General features: G+C 70.2%; 15 protein-coding genes. 10 read left to right on the top strand and 5 right to left on the bottom strand.

The features are described from left to right. Window positions 1–250 precede the first annotated feature (250 nt). From ACFWBQ_RS13420 to ACFWBQ_RS13410, 3 genes are read left to right on the top strand one after another with little or no spacing between them, the layout of a single operon-like run. Window positions 251–2,098: a hypothetical protein gene (locus ACFWBQ_RS13420; RefSeq protein ID WP_385487315.1), complete on the top strand. Its 1,848-nt coding sequence runs from the start codon at window positions 251–253 to the stop codon at window positions 2,096–2,098. A 17-nt stretch (window positions 2,099–2,115) separates the two neighbouring features. After that, window positions 2,116–2,538, top strand: a complete 423-nt coding sequence (locus ACFWBQ_RS13415; RefSeq protein WP_385487313.1) for a hypothetical protein — start codon at window positions 2,116–2,118, stop codon at window positions 2,536–2,538. Further along, entirely contained in the window at window positions 2,535–3,689 is a 1,155-nt protein-coding gene (locus ACFWBQ_RS13410; RefSeq protein WP_385487311.1) for a glycoside hydrolase family 26 protein, read from the top strand. The genes ACFWBQ_RS13415 and ACFWBQ_RS13410 overlap by 4 nt, the downstream gene beginning before the upstream one ends. On the opposite strand, the gene ACFWBQ_RS13405 is transcribed toward ACFWBQ_RS13410, so the two are convergent. The 3 genes from ACFWBQ_RS13405 to ACFWBQ_RS13395 form a co-directional block, all read right to left on the bottom strand. Continuing rightward, complete coding sequence (locus ACFWBQ_RS13405; RefSeq protein WP_385487309.1) at window positions 3,664–5,835, bottom strand: lipopolysaccharide biosynthesis protein; 2,172 nt, start codon at window positions 5,833–5,835, stop codon at window positions 3,664–3,666. The two genes, ACFWBQ_RS13410 and ACFWBQ_RS13405, sit on opposite strands and share 26 nt — an antisense overlap. Continuing rightward, complete coding sequence (locus ACFWBQ_RS13400) at window positions 5,828–6,976, bottom strand: DegT/DnrJ/EryC1/StrS family aminotransferase (RefSeq protein ID WP_385487747.1); 1,149 nt, start codon at window positions 6,974–6,976, stop codon at window positions 5,828–5,830. The genes ACFWBQ_RS13405 and ACFWBQ_RS13400 overlap by 8 nt, the downstream gene beginning before the upstream one ends. A gap of 182 nt (window positions 6,977–7,158) precedes the next feature. Further along, window positions 7,159–8,130 (bottom strand): RNA polymerase sigma factor SigF, encoded by a 972-nt coding sequence (locus ACFWBQ_RS13395; protein ID WP_385487307.1) that lies wholly within the window; start codon window positions 8,128–8,130, stop codon window positions 7,159–7,161. Window positions 8,131–8,422: 292 nt separating this feature from the next. Between ACFWBQ_RS13395 and ACFWBQ_RS13390 the strand changes: the two genes are divergently transcribed. Both ACFWBQ_RS13390 and ACFWBQ_RS13385 read left to right on the top strand, forming a co-directional pair. Continuing rightward, on the top strand, window positions 8,423–8,791 hold the full coding sequence (locus ACFWBQ_RS13390; protein ID WP_385487305.1) for an STAS domain-containing protein: 369 nt from the start codon (window positions 8,423–8,425) through the stop codon (window positions 8,789–8,791). Window positions 8,792–8,988: 197 nt separating this feature from the next. Beyond that, window positions 8,989–9,480 (top strand): ATP-binding protein, encoded by a 492-nt coding sequence (locus tag ACFWBQ_RS13385; RefSeq protein ID WP_385487303.1) that lies wholly within the window; start codon window positions 8,989–8,991, stop codon window positions 9,478–9,480. 455 nt (window positions 9,481–9,935) lie between these two features. Here ACFWBQ_RS13385 and ACFWBQ_RS13380 read toward each other — a convergent pair whose 3' ends face one another. Continuing rightward, window positions 9,936–11,426, bottom strand: coding sequence for an oligopeptide:H+ symporter (locus tag ACFWBQ_RS13380; protein WP_385487301.1), 1,491 nt, complete (start codon window positions 11,424–11,426; stop codon window positions 9,936–9,938). A gap of 488 nt (window positions 11,427–11,914) precedes the next feature. Between ACFWBQ_RS13380 and ACFWBQ_RS13375 the strand changes: the two genes are divergently transcribed. Then, window positions 11,915–12,592, top strand: a complete 678-nt coding sequence (locus tag ACFWBQ_RS13375; protein WP_385487299.1) for a response regulator transcription factor — start codon at window positions 11,915–11,917, stop codon at window positions 12,590–12,592. 14 nt (window positions 12,593–12,606) lie between these two features. Next, window positions 12,607–13,872, top strand: a complete 1,266-nt coding sequence (locus ACFWBQ_RS13370; RefSeq protein ID WP_385487297.1) for an ATP-binding protein — start codon at window positions 12,607–12,609, stop codon at window positions 13,870–13,872. 5 nt (window positions 13,873–13,877) lie between these two features. Here the strand turns inward: ACFWBQ_RS13370 and ACFWBQ_RS13365 are convergent, their stop codons facing one another. Further along, a complete protein-coding gene (locus ACFWBQ_RS13365; protein WP_385487295.1) occupies window positions 13,878–14,396 on the bottom strand; it encodes a GtrA family protein in 519 nt (172 codons plus the stop codon). Window positions 14,397–14,560: 164 nt separating this feature from the next. Between ACFWBQ_RS13365 and ACFWBQ_RS13360 the strand changes: the two genes are divergently transcribed. Genes ACFWBQ_RS13360 through ACFWBQ_RS13350 form a run of 3 tightly spaced genes read left to right on the top strand, consistent with a single transcriptional unit; the run spans window position 14,561 to window position 17,434 of the window. Then, entirely contained in the window at window positions 14,561–15,700 is a 1,140-nt protein-coding gene (locus ACFWBQ_RS13360) for a 5-(carboxyamino)imidazole ribonucleotide synthase (RefSeq protein WP_385487293.1), read from the top strand. Then, the gene (purE, locus tag ACFWBQ_RS13355; protein ID WP_385487291.1) at window positions 15,697–16,233 is read left to right on the top strand and encodes a 5-(carboxyamino)imidazole ribonucleotide mutase; all 537 of its coding nucleotides are present in this window, start codon (window positions 15,697–15,699) and stop codon (window positions 16,231–16,233) included. The genes ACFWBQ_RS13360 and purE overlap by 4 nt, the downstream gene beginning before the upstream one ends. A gap of 7 nt (window positions 16,234–16,240) precedes the next feature. After that, on the top strand, window positions 16,241–17,434 hold the full coding sequence (locus ACFWBQ_RS13350) for a dipeptidase (RefSeq protein ID WP_385487289.1): 1,194 nt from the start codon (window positions 16,241–16,243) through the stop codon (window positions 17,432–17,434). Window positions 17,435–17,497: the final 63 nt, after the last annotated feature.

The following is a 17,497-nucleotide window of genomic DNA, read 5'->3' as shown; positions in this document are numbered from 1 at the left end:
GAGGTGAGGCGGGCGGGGGTGAGACGGGCGGAGTGACGGGGCAACGGGGCAGGCACCGGGGCCGATTCCGCTGCTCCCCGGCCGGGGGACCGGACCGAGCGAGAGCCGTACAAAGGCGAAGCACATTCCTATACTTCGCTTAAAGGGACAGCGGCGTGACGGCCGCGACCACACCGGTGGGGGGAGTCGCACTGTGCAACAGCCTGTTCCTGTGCCGGTCGCAGGGGACACCGCAGGGAGCAGCGGCTCCATGCCGCAACCGACAACGCCGCCCGGCGCCGTACCCCGTGAACCGTCCCGCAGCCGTATCCCCGGTGTGCTGAGACCTCAGCTGCTGCTCACCTGGCTGCCGTTACTCCTGGCGGCCGCACTCTGGATCCTCTCCCTGCCGCACATCGGATTCCGCTCGATGGGGGAGTACGGCCTGCTGGACCGGCTGCCGGTCCTCTACTACCTCTCCCTGCTCGCCCTGACCGCGGGCTTCCTGGTCAGCCTGCGCCGCGCGGGTACGGCGCCCTGGTGGCCGGGCCTCTACTGCGCCGGTCTGCTGATGGCCCTCAAGGGCGTCCCCGCCGTGCTGTACGACTCCGAGCGCTACCCCTGGGCGTCGAAGCACGACGCCGTCATCAACCATCTGCTGGCCAACGGGGAACTGCGCCCGAACGAGGGTCTGTCCGGCAACATGTCGGCCTACGACCAGTGGCCCGGATTCTTCACCCTCAACGGCGGACTCGTCCGTGCCTTCGGGGTCGACAGCGCCGCCACGTACCTCAACTGGGCGCCCATCGTTCTCGGCCTGCTGATGATGCCGGTCCTGATCCTGATCTACCGCACCTTCAGCGAGGACTGGCGCCTCGTGTGGACGGCCGTCTGGATCTTCCAGCTCGCCAACTGGGTGGGCCAGGACTACCTGGCCCCGCAGGGTCTCGCCTTCCTGCTCCACCTCGCTGTGTTCGCCGTCGTCGTACGCCACTTCGTGCGCCCCGGCTCCGCGGGGCGGCTGCGCTCGCGCGCCTATCTCGATCCGGCCGCCGCCGTCATCCCGCCGCCCACCGGCACCCGGCAGCGCGCGATCTGTGTGGTGGTCCTGGCGCCGGTGATCGCCGCCGTCAATGCGGTGCATCAGCTGACCCCGGTGATGCTCTGCGTCACCCTGCTCGCCCTCAACCTCACCCGCCGCTACCGCAACCCCGGTCTGCTCGTCGTGGCCGGTCTGCTCATGCTGACCTGGGACCTCACGATGGGCCGCCCCCTGTTCACCGAGACGCTGGGCACGCTGCGCGACTCGCTCGGACAGCTCACCCAGAACTCCCGTGCCGGGTACGCGGGTCAGCTCACCGGGGCGGGGCCCGAGCTCGCCGGGCGGGCCAACATCCTGATGGTCCTCGCCGTCGCCGCCCTCGCGGGAGCGGCCCTCCTCCTGCGCCGCCGCCTGGTACACAGTGCGCTGCCGCTGCTGCTGGCCTCGCTCGCCCCCGTACCGCTCTTCGTCGTCAACGACTACGGCGGCGAAATGCTCTTCCGGGTCTACCTGTTCGCGCTGCCCGGCGCCGCGTTCTTCGCCGCCGCGGCGCTCGTACCGGCGGCCGGGGGCAGCGGGGTGCACCGGGTCCGGCCGGCCGTACGGAGGATCTGCGCGGTCGCGCTGCCCCTTTCGCTGGTCGCCCTGCTGGTGGGCTTCATGCCGTCGTACTACGGCAAGGAGCAGATGAACTACACCCCGCCCGCTGAGACCGCGCTCGTCACCCGCGCCATCGACCGGGCCCCCGACGGGGCGCTGATCCTGGCCACCACCGGCTCCTTCCCGCAGGCACTGCACCGCTACGACCAGCTGGAGCACTGGTTCTTCGCCGAGCAGGAGCTCCCCGAGAACGTAGCGATGCTCAAGGACCCCGCGGACTATCTCTCGACCCGGATGCCGCCCGGCGCCACCGCCTTCGTCATCCTCACGCGCACCCAGGACATCTACACCGCCGGTGAGGGGCTGCTGCCGGCCGGCGGCTTCGCCCAACTGACCAGGGACCTCACCGCATCGCCGCTCTTCCGTGTGGTCGAGCGCACCGAGTACGGCGTGGTCCTGCGGTACGCCGGGCCCTAGACCAGGAGGTCGCCACCGTGTCCGAGAACCGGCAAACGACAGCACCGAACCCACAGACCCTGATCAGAGTCGCGGTGGCGCTCTCCGGGTGGGTGGCGCTCGCCGCGACCGCACTGCCGGGCGGCTCGTCCCTGCGGTGGATACCGGTGTTCCTCTTCGTCTGCGTCGGCCCCGGATTCGCCCTGCTGTATCCGCAGCCCGGGATGCTCCGGCCCGCCGCCCGCCTCGAAGCGCTGGCGCTGGCCGCGCCCGTCGGCCTCTCGCTCGCCGTCCTCACGGCCACGTCGCTGTTCCTGGTCGAGGGGTTCTCGGCGACCGCGTTCCTGGTGTCGCTCGCCGCGTTCACCACGGTCGCGGCAGCGTTCCCCGGTCTTCCGCTGCCCGCGGCCACCCGCGGCGCCGCCGAGAGGGGCCGGGCCAAACCCGTGAAGCGCCGATGACCGGACGCCATGGGCACGGGCGGCTCTCCGCATCGCGGCTGCGCCGGCCCCGTACGTATCTGACGCTCGCCCTGTTCTCCGTCGTGGCGCTGCTGACCGGCCTCGTCGCCTGGTTCGGTACGCCTTCGTCGGGTGACGGCGAGGACCCTCCCGCACCGTCCGCGAACGACCTGCCCGCCGACGCCGCCACCGGCGAGGTGACGGGCGGCGCGTGCGCCCCGTCCGCGACACTCGTACCGCCGTGCGGAGCCTGGTGGGGCGCCTACGTTCCGTACGCGGAGAACGGGTCTCTCAAGGACGCCGTGTACGCGTTCGAGAAGAAGATCGGCCGGAAGCTGGACCTCCTGTACACGTACCACGACATGTCGAACAACAAGCTCGACGGACAGCTCCTGACCCCCGACGAGCAGATCCTCGGCCGCGACCGGATGCTGATGCTCGCCTGGGAGTCCACGGTGTGGCGCGAGCCCCGCCACGCGAACTACACCGAGGACCAGCTCGGCTGGGCGAAGGTCGCCTCGGGGGCGTACGACCGCGAGATCATCGACCCGCAGGCACGTCGCATCAAGGCGTACGGGAAGCGGGTGTTCTTCTCCTTCGACCAGGAGGTCGACGCCCGGGTCGGGGACGCGGGCACCCCCGGGGAGTACGTCGCCGCCTACCGTCACATCCACGACCGGTTCGAGGAGCTGGGTGTGGACAACGTGGTGTGGGTGTGGACGGTCTCCGGCTTCCTGCAGTCGGGGGAGCTCTTCAGACAGCTCTACCCGGGCGACGACTACGTCGACTGGATCGGCATGGACCAGTACAACTACTTCACCTGCCACGACACCACGGACTGGAAGGACTTCGACCGCAGCCAGCGGCCGACGTACGACTGGCTGCGCACACATATCAGCGCGGAGAAACCGGTCATGCTCGCGGAGTTCGCCACTGTCCCGGATCCGGCCGACGCGGACCGCCAGCGCGAGTGGTACGAGGAGATTCCGGAGGTCGTACGGACGATGAAGGGGGCCAGGGCGCTGGTGCACTGGAACCGAGCGGTGCCGGGCGAGGGCTGCGACCTCACGGTCAACGACGGCCCGGGACTGGAGGGTTACCGCACGGCCGGGCAGGACGACTACTTCAAGCAGCCGGTCCCCGGCCGCTGAGCCTGCCGCGGACGATGCGGGCAGCCACCGTGGCCGCGAACAGGCCCCAGAACACGGGCAGTCCGGCAGCGGCGAATGCGTCCTGGGCCGCCCACCCGGCCACCGCGAGCGCCCACACCAGCGCGGCCACGGCCCGCCGATGCACTCCCGTGGACCGCAGCAGGACGGCCGCGAGTGCCAGGCAGAGCAGCTGCAGCGCGAGCGGCAGGCCAAGGAGCACCGCGGCCGGGGAGTCCAGCCCGGCGACCTCGGCCAGGAAACGGGCAAGCGTCCCGTGCAGCTCCTGCGAAGCGGCGGCGGGCCGGACCCCGAGGAACAACGGGGCCGAATGCAGGGCTGCCACGGTCACCAGCAGCGCGGACCCCATCAGTGCGGGCCGGGGACGGTGCAGGGCGACGGCTCCGCCGCAGACGACGACCATGAGCACCCCCGCCGTCGCGGTGACCGGAGGCAGCGTATGGATCAGCTCGGTGCCGGTCAGCCGGTGGTGGCCGGCTGTTGCGACCTGCGTCAACGGCACCCAGAACAGTCCGGTGGCCAGCCCCAGCAGCAGCCACAGCGCGCCGCTCAGCCAGGACTCGTTGTCCGTACGGTCCGTGGCCGGTGGTGAGCCGTCGCGCACACAGACGGGGAGGCCGAAGGCGGGCGTCACCGTGTCATGGGCGCCCCGCAGATACACCGTGTCCGAGGTCCAGTCCGCCCCGTACTCCTCGGCCCGCCGCTCCCGGGTGCGCCGGTCCGCCATGCGGGCCCAACTCGTCCCGAAATCTTCGTCCTTCGCCGCCCGGGGCCGCTTTGCGCGCATGAGGACGGGCCGTCCCGTCAGTGCGGCGCGCAGTCCCAGGGCCGACGCGGACGCCACCGCCGTCATGCTCAGGAGCATCGCCCAGCCCGCCCCGGCGATCCCCAGCGGCCCGAGCAGCAGCGCGGCGCTGCCCAGCACCGCCGCGCACATCGCGCACTGGAGGACGGCCAGCGCCCCGGTGCGGCCCTGTACCCGCAGCACGCCGATGTACAGCTCGACCAGGACCCGGGGGAGTGCGGCGGCGGCCAGCAGCCGCAGGACGAGCGTGCCGTGGTCGGCGTAGTCGTGGCCGAACGGGGCGAGGATCTGCGGGGCGAACACGACCAGCACGAGGACGACGGGAACCAGCAGCAGGGTCATCCGTCGCAGCGCCCCCCGTACGCCTTCGGCCAGGTGGCCGGGGCTGTGGGAGGCGTGGGCGGTGAGGGAGGAGGCCATGTTGATGGCCATGAACTCCATGGTGCCGCCGACGGTGTACGCGATGTAGAAGAAGCCGTTGTGCGCGGCGTCGAAGCGGACCGCGACCATCACGGGCAGCAGGTTGATCATGGCGAGGCTGAAGAGGGCGCCGACCGAGTCCCCGGCCAGGAATCTGCCGATCTCGCGCAGCCGGGGCGGCTCGCGGTCCCGGTCGGCCCCGGCCTGGTGCGGGATCAGTCTGCGAAAGATCAGCCAGCCGAGCGGCAGCACGGACAGGGCGATGGCCGCGGCCCAGGAGACGAACACGCCGAGTACGGGCAGGGCGGTGGCGAAGGCGGCGAGCATCAGCAACTTGCCGATGGAGAACACGGCGTTGCCGACGGGCACCCAGAAGGCCTTGCGCAGCCCGGTCAGTACCCCGTCCTGGAGGGTGAGAATCGCCCAGGCGACACACGATCCGGTGAACACGAGCCCTGCGGAGAGCGTGCCGAGCGGGGCGTACGAGTCCCCCCACAGGTCCAGCGTGAGCAGGAAGACCACGCAGGCGAGGGCGACGACGACGGAGCTGGCCAGATAGGTGCGGGCGACCAGGGACGCGGTGGCGCGTCCGGCCCGGGGCACGTACCGCACCACGGCGCCGATCATCGTCGTCGCGGTGACCGAGGCGAGGAGCCGCATCGCGGCGATGGCGGCGGAGCCCTGGCCGACGGCCTCCTCGGTGTAGTAGCGGGCGGCGACGAGCCAGAAGCCGAGGCCGAGTGCGGCGGAGACTCCGGTGGAGAGCATCAGGGCGTAGGCGTTGCGGAACATCGAGTCGCCGCTCGCGCCGTCCCGTTCCGCGGGGGCGGGTGCGTCCGCCGCACGGCCCTGTGCGGTCCCGGAGCCTGCGGCCGGCCGGCCGACTCTGGTGGTGTCAGCCACCGGGCAGCTCTCGCGCGGGCGCGATGCCTGCCGCGGTGAGGACATCGATGACCGGGCCCGCGCGCAGGGGATCGACGGGCAGGGCGTGCCGGGCGAACCAGGCCGCGTTGGCGGGGGAGACGGACGGGTCGGTGAAGAGCTCCCCGGCGTAGGTGTCGAGCGGCGGGTCGTAGAGGTAGCCGACGGTGATCCGGCGCCGGGCGAGGGCGGCGATCGCCGCGTCCCGGTCGGCCACCAGCAGCGGCACCCGGAACAGCGGCTGCACGGGGGTGTCCGCACGGTCCGGCGCTGCCCATCGGGTGGCGAGGAGACGCTCCGTGCCGGCCCGGTGTGCCGTGAGCCGGTCGTCGAGGCCGGCGAGCAGACGTCCGATGCGCCGCAGCCGTAATCGGCCCGGGGCGATCCGGTAGTCGTGCATGTCGACGCGGACCCAGGAGTGGAAGCCGGTCAGGGAGGGCGCGGTGTCGAGGGCCTGCTTGAGTTCGGCGGGCCGCAGCGGCATCCGGATCTCCTCGCGCTCCTGGAGCCCGAGGAGCCGCAGGGCCCACCAGGCGGCGGGCGCGAGTCGTAGTCCCCGTACCGCCGCCTCCGCGTACGGGCGTACGGCGTAGGCGAGTTCGGCGGTGAGCGCGGCCGGGTCGAGGAGTGCGTCGCGGGCCTGCTCCAGTGGGGCGCGCAGCGCCGGGTCGGCGACGGCGAGGAAGCCCCCGGCCTTGGCCCCGACATGCTTGGAGAGGCTGAAGACGGCCGCGTCCCCGAACGTGCCGACCGGCTTTCCGTCCGTCTCGCTGCCGATGGCGTGTGCGGCGTCCTCGATCAGCGGGATGCCGAGCCGGTCACAGCGCGCGCGCAGCCTCAGGGCCGGGTCGGGGTGTCCGTACAGATTGGTGGTGAGGACGGCAGAGAGCCCGTTCCACACGGAGTCGGGCACGGCGTCCATGTCGATGGAGCCGTCCGTGGCGGACAGCGGCGCCTGGACGGGCCGCAGGCCCGCGGCGAGGACGACGAAGAGGATGACATCGTCGTTGACGGGTGACATCAGGACCCTGCCACCGGGTTCGCACCAGTGACGGAGCGCCACGTAGAGGCCCAGCCTGCACGACGGTACGTAGAGACATTCGCGGCCGAGCCGGACGCGCATCGCTGCTTCCGGCACGGCGTGCGCCGATGGACCGCTCTCCCGATGAGGCATGTGTTCCCCCCAGAACCCAAGTGTCCAATGTGGCCCAGTCCGTGGCACTTCGTCAACAATGCGGAAGGACCTGTCCGTTGTCGGGACAGGTCCTTCCGCAATGACGTCTCCGGGGTCCGTGGGCCACCGGCTCATTCCTCCAGCGTCAGGCCCTTCCTGAGCTTGACCAGAGTCCGTGAGAGCAGCCGGGACACATGCATCTGCGAGATGCCGAGCTCCTCGCCGATCTCCGACTGCGTCATGTTGGCGACGAACCGCAGTGAGAGGATCGTGCGGTCGCGCGTCGGCAGTGAGGCGATGAGCGGCTTCAGGGACTCGACGTACTCGATGCCTTCGAGGCCGTGGTCCTCGTAGCCGATGCGGTCCGCGAGCGCGCCCTCGTTGTCATCGTCCTCGGGCTTGGCGTCCAGCGAGCTCGCGGTGTACGCGTTGCTCGCGGCCATGCCCTCGACGACCTCGTCGTTGGTGATACCGAGGCGTTCGCCCAGCTCGGCGACGGTGGGCGCGCGGTCCAGCTTCTGGGACAGCTCGTCGCCCGCCTTGGCGAGGTCGAGGCGCAGCTCCTGCAGGCGGCGCGGGACGCGCACGGACCAGCTGGTGTCACGGAAGAAGCGCTTGATCTCACCGACGATGGTGGGCATCGCGAAGGTCGGGAACTCGACGCCGCGGCTGAGCTCGAAGCGGTCGATCGCCTTGATCAGGCCGATGGTGCCGACCTGGACGATGTCCTCCATGGGTTCGCTGCGCGAGCGGAACCGGGAAGCCGCGAACTTGACCAGCGCGAGGTTGAGCTCGACGAGGGTGTTGCGGACGTACGCGTACTCGTGGGTGCCCTCTTCGAGGGATTCGAGCCGCGCGAAGAGTGTCTTCGACAGCGCCCTGGCGTCCAGGGCGCCGACTTCGGCGTAGGGCGGGATCTCGGGGAGTCCCTCGGTGCCCGGACCCTCGCTCAGAAGGTCGGCGTCGCCGGCGGTGTGGGGGGAGGCGGTGCAGGCGCGCGGGCCGGGTAGGGCGCTCGCGGCGGGGGAGTCGGAATCGGTCGGTCCCTGAGGACATGTCGACGTGGCGTTGTGGGTACGCGATACGTCGAGCCGGGGTGACATGGTTCTCCTCCATCGTTCTCGGCATATGGCTGCCGATGCCCATACGTGTTCCTGCGGTGAAGCGGCGCCTCCAAAGCCGATCGAATTCCGGGTTTCGGTGTCCCTTCTACCCTTACCCGGTTCCAACCATGAGTTACAAGTTCCAAATACGCCTGTATGTCCGGTTTGTTGAGGTCTCCGACTACCGTGTGGCGAGGGAAACGCGTAATGTTTTACGCACGTCGGCGACAGCCACGCAGACGACCGCGCACCTGGTGACGCGGACAGTGACGGACGGCGAAGAGAGTCGGGCATGGACCGCGCAACGGTCGGCAGTGCGAACCGGGGTCGGCTTCAGGTCGAGGTCCGGACCGAGGGGCGCAGTGAAGTGGTGACGCCGGTGGGTGAGCTCGATCACCACACCGCCGACCTGCTGCGTGAACCTCTGGAGAGCGCGGTCGAGCAGGGGCGTGCGCGCCTGGTGGTCGACTGCTCCCGGCTCGAGTTCTGCGACTCCACCGGACTCAATGTCCTGCTCGGAGCCCGCCTCAAGGCCGAGGCGGCCGGGGGAGGGGTCCATCTGGCCGGAATGCTGTCCGTGGTGGCACGCGTCTTCGAGATCACCGGGGCCGAGGCGGTCTTCACCGTCCATGCCTCGCTCGAAGAGGCCCTGGACACCTGACCAGGCCTTTCCTGCGCCCTTCCCGCCCCGCGGACCCCGGGTGTCGCACTCGTCACGCTCTTCGCACAGCCGAAGTGGGTGTTGTCACGATTCGGCAGGGCAGGAGACACCCCGGTGGGGTCACGGAGCCAGCACATTCTGTATCTGACCAGTATCTGTTCGATGGCAACACGGTGAATCGGTGAGGTGAAGCGCTGATGAGCACCACCCGGCAGCATCCGCCGGGCGGCCTCGGCCGCGAGCCGGACGGCACGGGCACCGGCTCTGCCGTACCTGCGGACCGGCAGTGGCGCACGCTCTCGCTGAGGCAGGCCAGTGGCATTGTGCCGATGGCCCGGGACTTCGCCCGGCAGGCCCTGCACGACTGGGGCTGGCTTCCGGCGGCCGGAGCCGACCGCCGTGCCGCCGCAGAGGACGTCCTGCTGGTCGTCTCCGAGCTCGTCACGAACGCCTGCCTGCATGCGGACGGTCCCGAGGAACTCCGTATCGCCTGCTCGCCCAAGGTGCTGCGGGTGGAGGTCGTCGACGGGGGCGCGGGACAGCCGTCGCCGCGTACCCCGCACCGCGCGGGGCGGCCCGGCGGGCACGGCATGTTCATCGTGCAGCGGCTCTGCCTGGACTGGGGCGTCATGCGTACGCCGGACGAACCGGGCAAGACCGTGTGGGCGGAGCTCGCGGCGCCCGAATAGCCCGTCCGCCCCGCAGCATGAAGAGCGCGCCCGACGGGCGCGCTCTTTGTCGTTTCCCGGCGGGCGCGACGGCGCTTCTCCGCTGGGCGACGGCGTTTCCCCACAGTGGCGCGACGTCGTTTCCCGCGGGGGCGCCGGAGGGCCGACGTGCTCATCCCGCAGGTACGGCGACTCTCCGACGTGCCGATCCTGCAGGTACGGCGACTCTCCGACGTGCCGATCCTGCAGGTACGGCGACTCTCCGACGTGCCGATCCTGCAGGTACGGCGACTCTCCGACGTGCCGATCCTGCAGGTACGGCGACTCTCCGCCACGCCAATCCTGCACGTACGGCGGTTCTCCACCGCACAGGTCCGACGGAGGGCCGCACAGGTCCGACGGAGGGCCGGTCCGATACGACGGAGGGCCGCCGCACCGGATCGGTGCGACGGCCCTCCGTTCGGGCGGGGTCCGTGTCAGCGGACGTTGCCCATGAGCGCCTTGACCTTGCCGCGGTACATGAAGATCGCGACACCCGCGGCCACCGCGAGGGCGGCCTGGAGCGCCACCACCCCGGTGCCGTTGAGTTCGACACCCGCGATGGACAGCAGACCGGTGGTGCAGTCGCCCGCGGTGACGGCCAGGAACCAGACACCCATCATCTGGCTGGCGTACTTGGCCGGAGCCATCTTCGTGGTGACCGAGAGGCCGACCGGGGAGAGCGTCAGCTCCGCGACGGTCTGCACGAAGTAGATCGCCACCAGCCACATCGCCGCAGCCTTGTGGCCGTCACCCGCGATGGTCAGCGGCAGCAGGAAGAGGAAGAACGACGCACCGATCAGCACCAGGCCGGAGCTGAACTTCACGATCGTGCTGGGCTCCTTGCCCCGCCGGTTCAGCGCCATCCAGAAGGCGGCGAAGACCGGGGCCAGCGCCATGATCAGGACCGGGTTGACCGACTGGTACCAGGAGACCGGGAAGTCCCAGCCGAGTACCGAGTTCTCGGCCGAGGAGTCGGCGAAGATCGCCAGGGTCGAGCCGCCCTGGTCGTAGATCATCCAGAAGATGGCGGCGGCCACGAAGAACCAGATGTAGCCGGACATCTTCGCCTGCTCGCTGTCGCTGAGCTCCTTGTCGCGCTTGATGCGCGTCAGGACCATCACCGGAATGACCAGGCCCGCGATCGTGATCGGGACCAGCAGCCAGTTCAGCGTGTAGACGCCCGTGACGACCGTGCCGATGTAGAAGACGGCCGCGACGGCCATCCAGATCATGGCCTTGCGCAGGGTCGAGGCGCGCTCGACCGCGCTCAGCGGCTTCGGGACGACGAGGCTGCGCTCGTTCAGGTGGCGCGTACCGAGCAGGAACTGGGCGACGCCCAGCCCCATGCCGACCGCCGCGATCGCGAAGCCCAGGTGCCAGTTGACGTTCTCGCCGATGGTGCCGATGACGAGCGGTGCGGCGAAGGCACCGAGGTTGATGCCCATGTAGAAGATGGTGAAGCCACCGTCACGGCGCGGGTCGTCCGGGCCGTTGTAGAGGTGGCCGACCATCGTCGAGATGTTGGACTTCAGCAGACCGGAACCGATCGCCACCAGGCCGAGACCGGCGAAGAACGTGCCCTCGGAGGGCAGCGCCAGCGTCAGGTGGCCGAGCATGATCGTGCCGCCGGCTACCGCGACGGTCTTGCGCGGGCCCCAGACCCGGTCGCCGAACCAGCCGCCGGGCATGGCGAGCAGGTACACCAACGACAGGTAGACCGAGTAGATCGCGGTGGCCGTACCCGGGTCCATGTCGAGCCCGTTGGGAGCGATCAGGTAGAGCGGGAGGAGGGCGCGCATGCCGTAGTAGCTGAAGCGCTCCCACATCTCGGTCATGAAGAGAGTGGCCAGGCCGCGGGGGTGGCCGAAGAAGGTCTTCTCCGAACCAGAAGTACTGGCCGAGTCCTTCGTCAGGCTGGACGCCATGGTCGATCCTTGCTGGTCGGGACGCACCGCCTCGTGAGAGTGACGCGCCCGGTGGGGGGTAGCCGGCACCGGCACGGCTGCGCCCCACCCCCGACGCCTCAAGGGGATTCGATCCGGCCACCGGCTCCGCAGGGAGTCGGGGCGGAGTCGGGGGACCGACCGCACCGGGATCCACGCCCGGTGCGCGCTTCTCGCGCTCCGGGCCCGGCTCACAGGTCATTCACTGGTCAGGGCCGGCGGGAACCGGCCCGCACATAAAAGCGACCCTTGGCGCGAAACGCTGCCCAAAGGTCTTTCTGTAGTGCAACAGGCGTCGAGCCACCATACGACACGACACACGGGGATATGAAAGGACTTGAGACATGGATCACAGGTATCCGTGGAACCAGAGTCCCATATTCAAAGGAGGATGACCGATTCGTGGACCTGACCCGCAGGTCCTCATCAGCGCCTCACCCCGGGCGCCTTGTGCGGACTACCATCACTGCATGACCCGTGTACTGCTCGCCGAGGACGACGCATCCATCTCGGAGCCTCTGGCCCGCGCCCTGCGTCGTGAGGGTTACGAGGTCGAGGTCCGCGAGGACGGCCCGACCGCACTCGACGCCGGACTCCAGGGCGGCATCGACCTGGTCGTGCTCGACCTGGGCCTGCCCGGGATGGACGGCCTGGAGGTCGCGAGACGGCTGCGCGCGGACGGCCATGCCGTGCCGATCCTCGTGCTGACCGCGCGGGCCGACGAGGTGGACACCGTGGTCGGCCTGGACGCCGGAGCCGACGACTACGTCACCAAGCCCTTCCGCCTCGCCGAGCTCCTCGCCCGGGTCCGCGCCCTGCTGCGCCGTGGCGCCACCGAGCCCGCCCCGCAGCCCGCCACCCATGGCGTGAGGATCGACGTCGAGTCGCACCGGGCCTGGATGGGCGAGGAGGAACTCCAGCTCACCGCCAAGGAGTTCGACCTGCTCCGGGTCCTCGTCCGGGACGCCGGCCGGGTCGTCACCCGAGACCAGCTGATGCGCGAGGTCTGGGACACCACCTGGTGGTCCTCCACCAAGACACTGGACATGCACATCTCCTGGCTCCGCAAGAAGCTCGGTGACGACGCCGCCAATCCCCGTTACATCGCGACCGTCCGGGGCGTCGGCTTCCGCTTCGAGAAGAGCTGACGTACAGAACACTCATGCGCCGTCGACTGATCAATTCCACGCTCGCCGTGGTGCTCGTGGTGATTGCCGTCTTCGGCGTCTCCCTCGTCATCGTCGAGACCCGCACCATCAGCAACAGTGCCCAGGAGAGCGTCGACTCCGAGGCGCTCCGGCTGATCAGCGTCGTCGAGAGCCGGCTGCTCGGCGAGGAGCGGATCACCTCCCCCGTGCTGTCCGAACAGGTCGACCCCAGCCGCTACGCGCGGGTCGAGATCCCGGGGCGGCCTCCCATCGAGGTCGGCGAGCGCCCCGACGGCAGCGTCATCCGCAGTACGGAGACGGGCGAGCAGGGCGAGAAGGTCACCGTCGAGGAGTCCCGCTCCGCCGTCACCCGTGAGGTCGGCCGGACCCTGCTCATCATCGGTGCGGTGGCGCTGCTCGCGATCATCTCGGCCGTACTCCTCGCCGTACGCCAGGCCAACCGGCTGACCTCGCCGCTCACCGACCTCGCCGAGACCGCCGAACGCCTCGGTTCCGGCGACCCGCGCCCCCGGCACAAGCGGTACGGGGTGACGGAGCTGGACCGGGTCGCCGACGTCCTGGACGCCTCCGCCGAGCGGATCGCGCGGATGCTGACCGCGGAACGGCGCCTGGCCGCGGACGCCTCGCACCAGCTGCGGACCCCGCTGACCGCGCTCTCGATGCGGATCGAGGAGATCTCCGTCACCGACGACCCGGACACGGTGAAGGAGGAGGCGAGCATCGCGCTCACCCAGGTCGAGCGGCTCACGGACGTGGTGGAGCGGCTTCTGACCAACGCCCGTGACGCGCGCACGGGCTCCGCGGTCTTCTTCGACCTCGACGAGGTCGTCAAGCAGCAGCTCGAGGAGTGGCGTCCGGCCTACCGCAGCGCGGGCCGCGCCGTCGTCTGCTCGGGGAAGCACGGACTGAAGGCGGTCGGCACCCCCGGTGCGGTCGCCCAGGTGCTCGCCGCACTCATCGAGAACTCACTGATGCACGGCGGCGGCACGGTCGCGTTGCGCACCCGTGTCACCGGCAACCAGGTCGTCATCGAGGTGACGGACGAGGGCCCGGGCGTCCCCGCCGACCTCGGGGCGCGGATCTTCGAGCGGACCATCAGCGGCCGCAATTCCACCGGGATCGGCCTCGCCGTCGCCCGTGACCTCGCGGAGGCCGACGGCGGCCGGCTCGAACTGCTCCAGCAGCAGCCCCCGGTCTTCGCCCTCTTCCTCAGCCGGATCGCGCCGACCCGCAAGGAACAGGAACGCCCGGTGCGCTGAGCGCCTCAGGGGAGTACGGGACCGGGCGCTACTTCGTCGGCGGCTCGTCGCTGCTCCAGAAATCGCTCCGCGTTCAGCACGGCCTCCTTGGCGGGCAGTGCCTTGAACACCCAGGTGCGGTACGACCAGAAGCGGAAGAGGGTGGCGACCCCGATCCCGACGATCTTGAAGACATTGCTCTGTACCGGGCTGTTCCACCCGAAGCCGTACGTCGCCGCGTACAGCACACCGTTCTCGATCACCGCACCCGCGGCGCTGAACAGCAGGAAGAGCATCAGTTCCCGGGTCCGGCCGGACTTGTCACGGTCCCGGTAGGTCCAGTAACGGAAGCCGATGTAGTTGAAGAGGATGGCGACGAACGTCGCCAGGACACTCGCCCGGACCACCTGGAGGTCCGTGGTGTGCCTGACCAGGTTGAAGACCGCGATATTGACCAGCAGGCCCAGAGCGCCGACCGCGCCGAACTTGGCGACCTCCCGGGCCAGCAGATCAAGCCGGGCCCGAAGTGCGCCCCGTTCGCTCATGATGATCGCTCAGCCCCGTCCGTTCGGTTTCGTCAACCCGGCCATGCTATCCAGCCCTCCCGTGTGATGCCTGTGAGCCGCCGCTGAGGTGCGGCGATGCCGTGACGAGGGCCTGTGGCGGGAGAGGGTGGGGGAAGCTCCGGCGCGCCGGATACCCTGGACAGGTGACGTTCCCGGTAGTCGGCATGGTCGGCGGCGGTCAGCTCGCCCGTATGACCCACGAGGCGGGTATCCCCCTCGGCCTCAAGTTCAAGCTCCTCAGTGACACCCCTCAGGATTCGGCAGCCCAGGTGGTGAGCGAAGTCGTCATAGGCGACTATCGCGACCTGGAGACGCTGCGTGCCTTCGCGCGCGGCTGCGATGTGATCACCTTCGATCACGAGCATGTGCCGACCGAGCATCTGCGGGCCCTGGAGGCGGACGGCATTCCCGTCCGCCCCGGCCCCGATGCGCTGGTGCACGCCCAGGACAAGGGGGTGATGCGCCAGAAGCTCACGGAGATCGGCGTGCCCTGCCCCCGCCACCGTCTCGTGACGGACCCGGCCGACGCCGCGGCGTTCGCCGAGGAGGCCGGGGGCTTCCCCGTCATCCTCAAGACGGTCCGCGGCGGCTACGACGGCAAGGGCGTGTGGGTGGTCCGCTCCGAGGCGGACGCCGCCGAGCCGTTCCGGGCCGGGGTTCCCGTCCTCGCCGAGGAGAAGGTCGACTTCGTACGGGAGCTGGCGGCCAACATCGTCCGCTCGCCGCACGGCCAGGCCGTCGCCTACCCGGTCGTGGAGTCCATCCAGGTCGACGGCGTCTGCGACACGGTCATCGCCCCGGCCCCCGAGCTGGACGAGCGGCTGGCCGGTGAGGCACAGCAGCTCGCCCTGCGGATCGCTGCCGAGCTCGGTGTGGTCGGTCACCTCGCGGTCGAGCTGTTCGAGACACGGGACGGCCGCATTCTCGTGAACGAGCTGGCGATGCGCCCGCACAACTCCGGGCACTGGACCCAGGACGGCGCGATCACCTCCCAGTTCGCCAACCACGTGCGGGCCGTCCTGGATCTCCCGCTCGGGGACCCGCGCCCGCGCGCCACCTGGACGGTCATGTGCAACGTCCTGGGCGGCGACTACCCGGACATGTACCAGGCGTACCTGCACTGCATGGCACGCGACCCGCAGCTCAAGATCCACATGTACGGCAAGGACGTGAAGCCCGGCCGCAAGGTCGGCCACGTCAACACCTACGGCGACGACCTGGCGGACGTGCGGGAGCGCGCCCGGCACGCGGCCGACTACCTGCGAGGAACAATCACCGAATGACTTCCCCCGGTACCGCCCCTGTCATCGGCATCGTCATGGGCTCGGACTCCGACTGGCCCGTGATGGAAGCGGCCGCGAAGGCACTCGACGAGTTCGAGATCCCCTACGAGGTCGACGTCGTCTCCGCCCACCGCATGCCGCGCGAGATGATCGCGTACGGCGAGCAGGCGGCGGACCGCGGCCTGAAGGCGATCATCGCGGGCGCCGGGGGAGCGGCCCACCTGCCCGGCATGCTCGCCTCCGTGACCCCGCTGCCGGTCATCGGCGTCCCCGTCCCGCTGAAGTACCTGGACGGGATGGACAGCCTGCTCTCCATCGTGCAGATGCCGGCCGGAGTCCCCGTCGCCACCGTCTCGGTCGGCGGCGCACGCAACGCGGGGCTGCTCGCCGCCCGGATCCTCGCCGCCCACGACAGTGAGCTGCTGGCGCGGATGAAGGACTTCCAGCAGGAGCTGAACGACCAGGCGACGGAGAAGGGCAAACGTCTGCGGGCCAAGGTCGAGGGCTCGGACTCCTTCGGCTTCGGGAAGTAGGCGCCCCATGGACAACCTGGACCGTGCCCGGGTGCTCCTCGCCGAGCACCCCGTCGTCGACGGCCACAACGACCTCCCCTGGGCACTGCGCGAACAGGTCGGCTACGACCTGGACGCCCGCGACATCGCCACCGACCAGGCCGGCAACCTGCACACCGACATCCCGCGCCTGCGGGCCGGCGGCGTCGGCGCACAGTTCTGGTCCGTCTACGTCTCCACCCGCCTGACCGGTGACGACGCGGTCAGCGCCACGCTGGAACAGATCGACGTGGTCGCCGAGCTGCTGGAACGCCACCCGGCTGACCTGCGGCGCGCCGTGACCGCCGACGACATGGAGAAGGCCCGCGCCGAAGGCCGTATCGCGTCCCTGATGGGCGCCGAGGGCGGCCACTCCATCAACAACTCCCTGGGCACCCTGCGCGCCCTGCACACCCTCGGCGTCCGCTACATGACGCTGACGCACAACGACAACACCGACTGGGCGGACTCGGCGACCGACTCCGCGCAGGTCGGCGGCCTGTCGGAGTTCGGCCGCGAGGTCGTACGGGAAATGAACCGCATCGGCATGCTGGTCGACCTCTCGCACGTGGCGGCGACCACGATGCGCGACGCGCTCGCCACCTCCGTCGCGCCGGTGATCTTCTCGCACTCCTCCGCCCGGGCGGTCTGCGACCACCCGCGCAACATCCCCGACGACGTGCTGCGGATGCTCGCGGCCAACGGCGGCGTGGCCATGGCGACCTTCGTGCCGAAGTTCGTCCTGCCGGCAGCCGTCGAATGGACGCTCGCCGCCGACCGCAACATGCGGGAGCACGGCCTGCACCACCTGGACACGACCCCGGCGGCGATGCGGATCCACGCGGACTTCGAGGCGGTCAACCCGCGCCCGATGGCCACGGTGGCGACGATCGCCGACCACCTCGACCACATGCGCGAGATCGCCGGGATCGACCACATCGGCATCGGCGGCGACTACGACGGCACGGCGTTCCTGCCCGAGGGCCTCCAGGACGTCTCCGGCTATCCGAACCTGATCGCCGAACTGCTCGCCCGGGGCTGGTCGGACACCGACCTCGCCAAGCTGACGTGGCAGAACGCCGTACGGGTGGTGCGGGACGCGGAAGCGGTCTCCCGCAACCTCAGCGCACAGCGCGGGCCCTCCCACGCGACGATCGACGAGCTGGACGGCCCTGCGGCGTAGCGCCGGCCGGCCGAACGCCGGGCGGGGGCCGAATCACCCCGTCCGGCGGCCGTACCCGACCAC

It is taken from the genome of Streptomyces sp. NPDC060035, from assembly GCF_042736635.1.
GTDB lineage: Bacteria > Actinomycetota > Actinomycetes > Streptomycetales > Streptomycetaceae > Streptomyces.
Note: the sequence above shows the minus strand (reverse complement) of the source record. Positions and strands in the feature narration are given on the sequence as shown.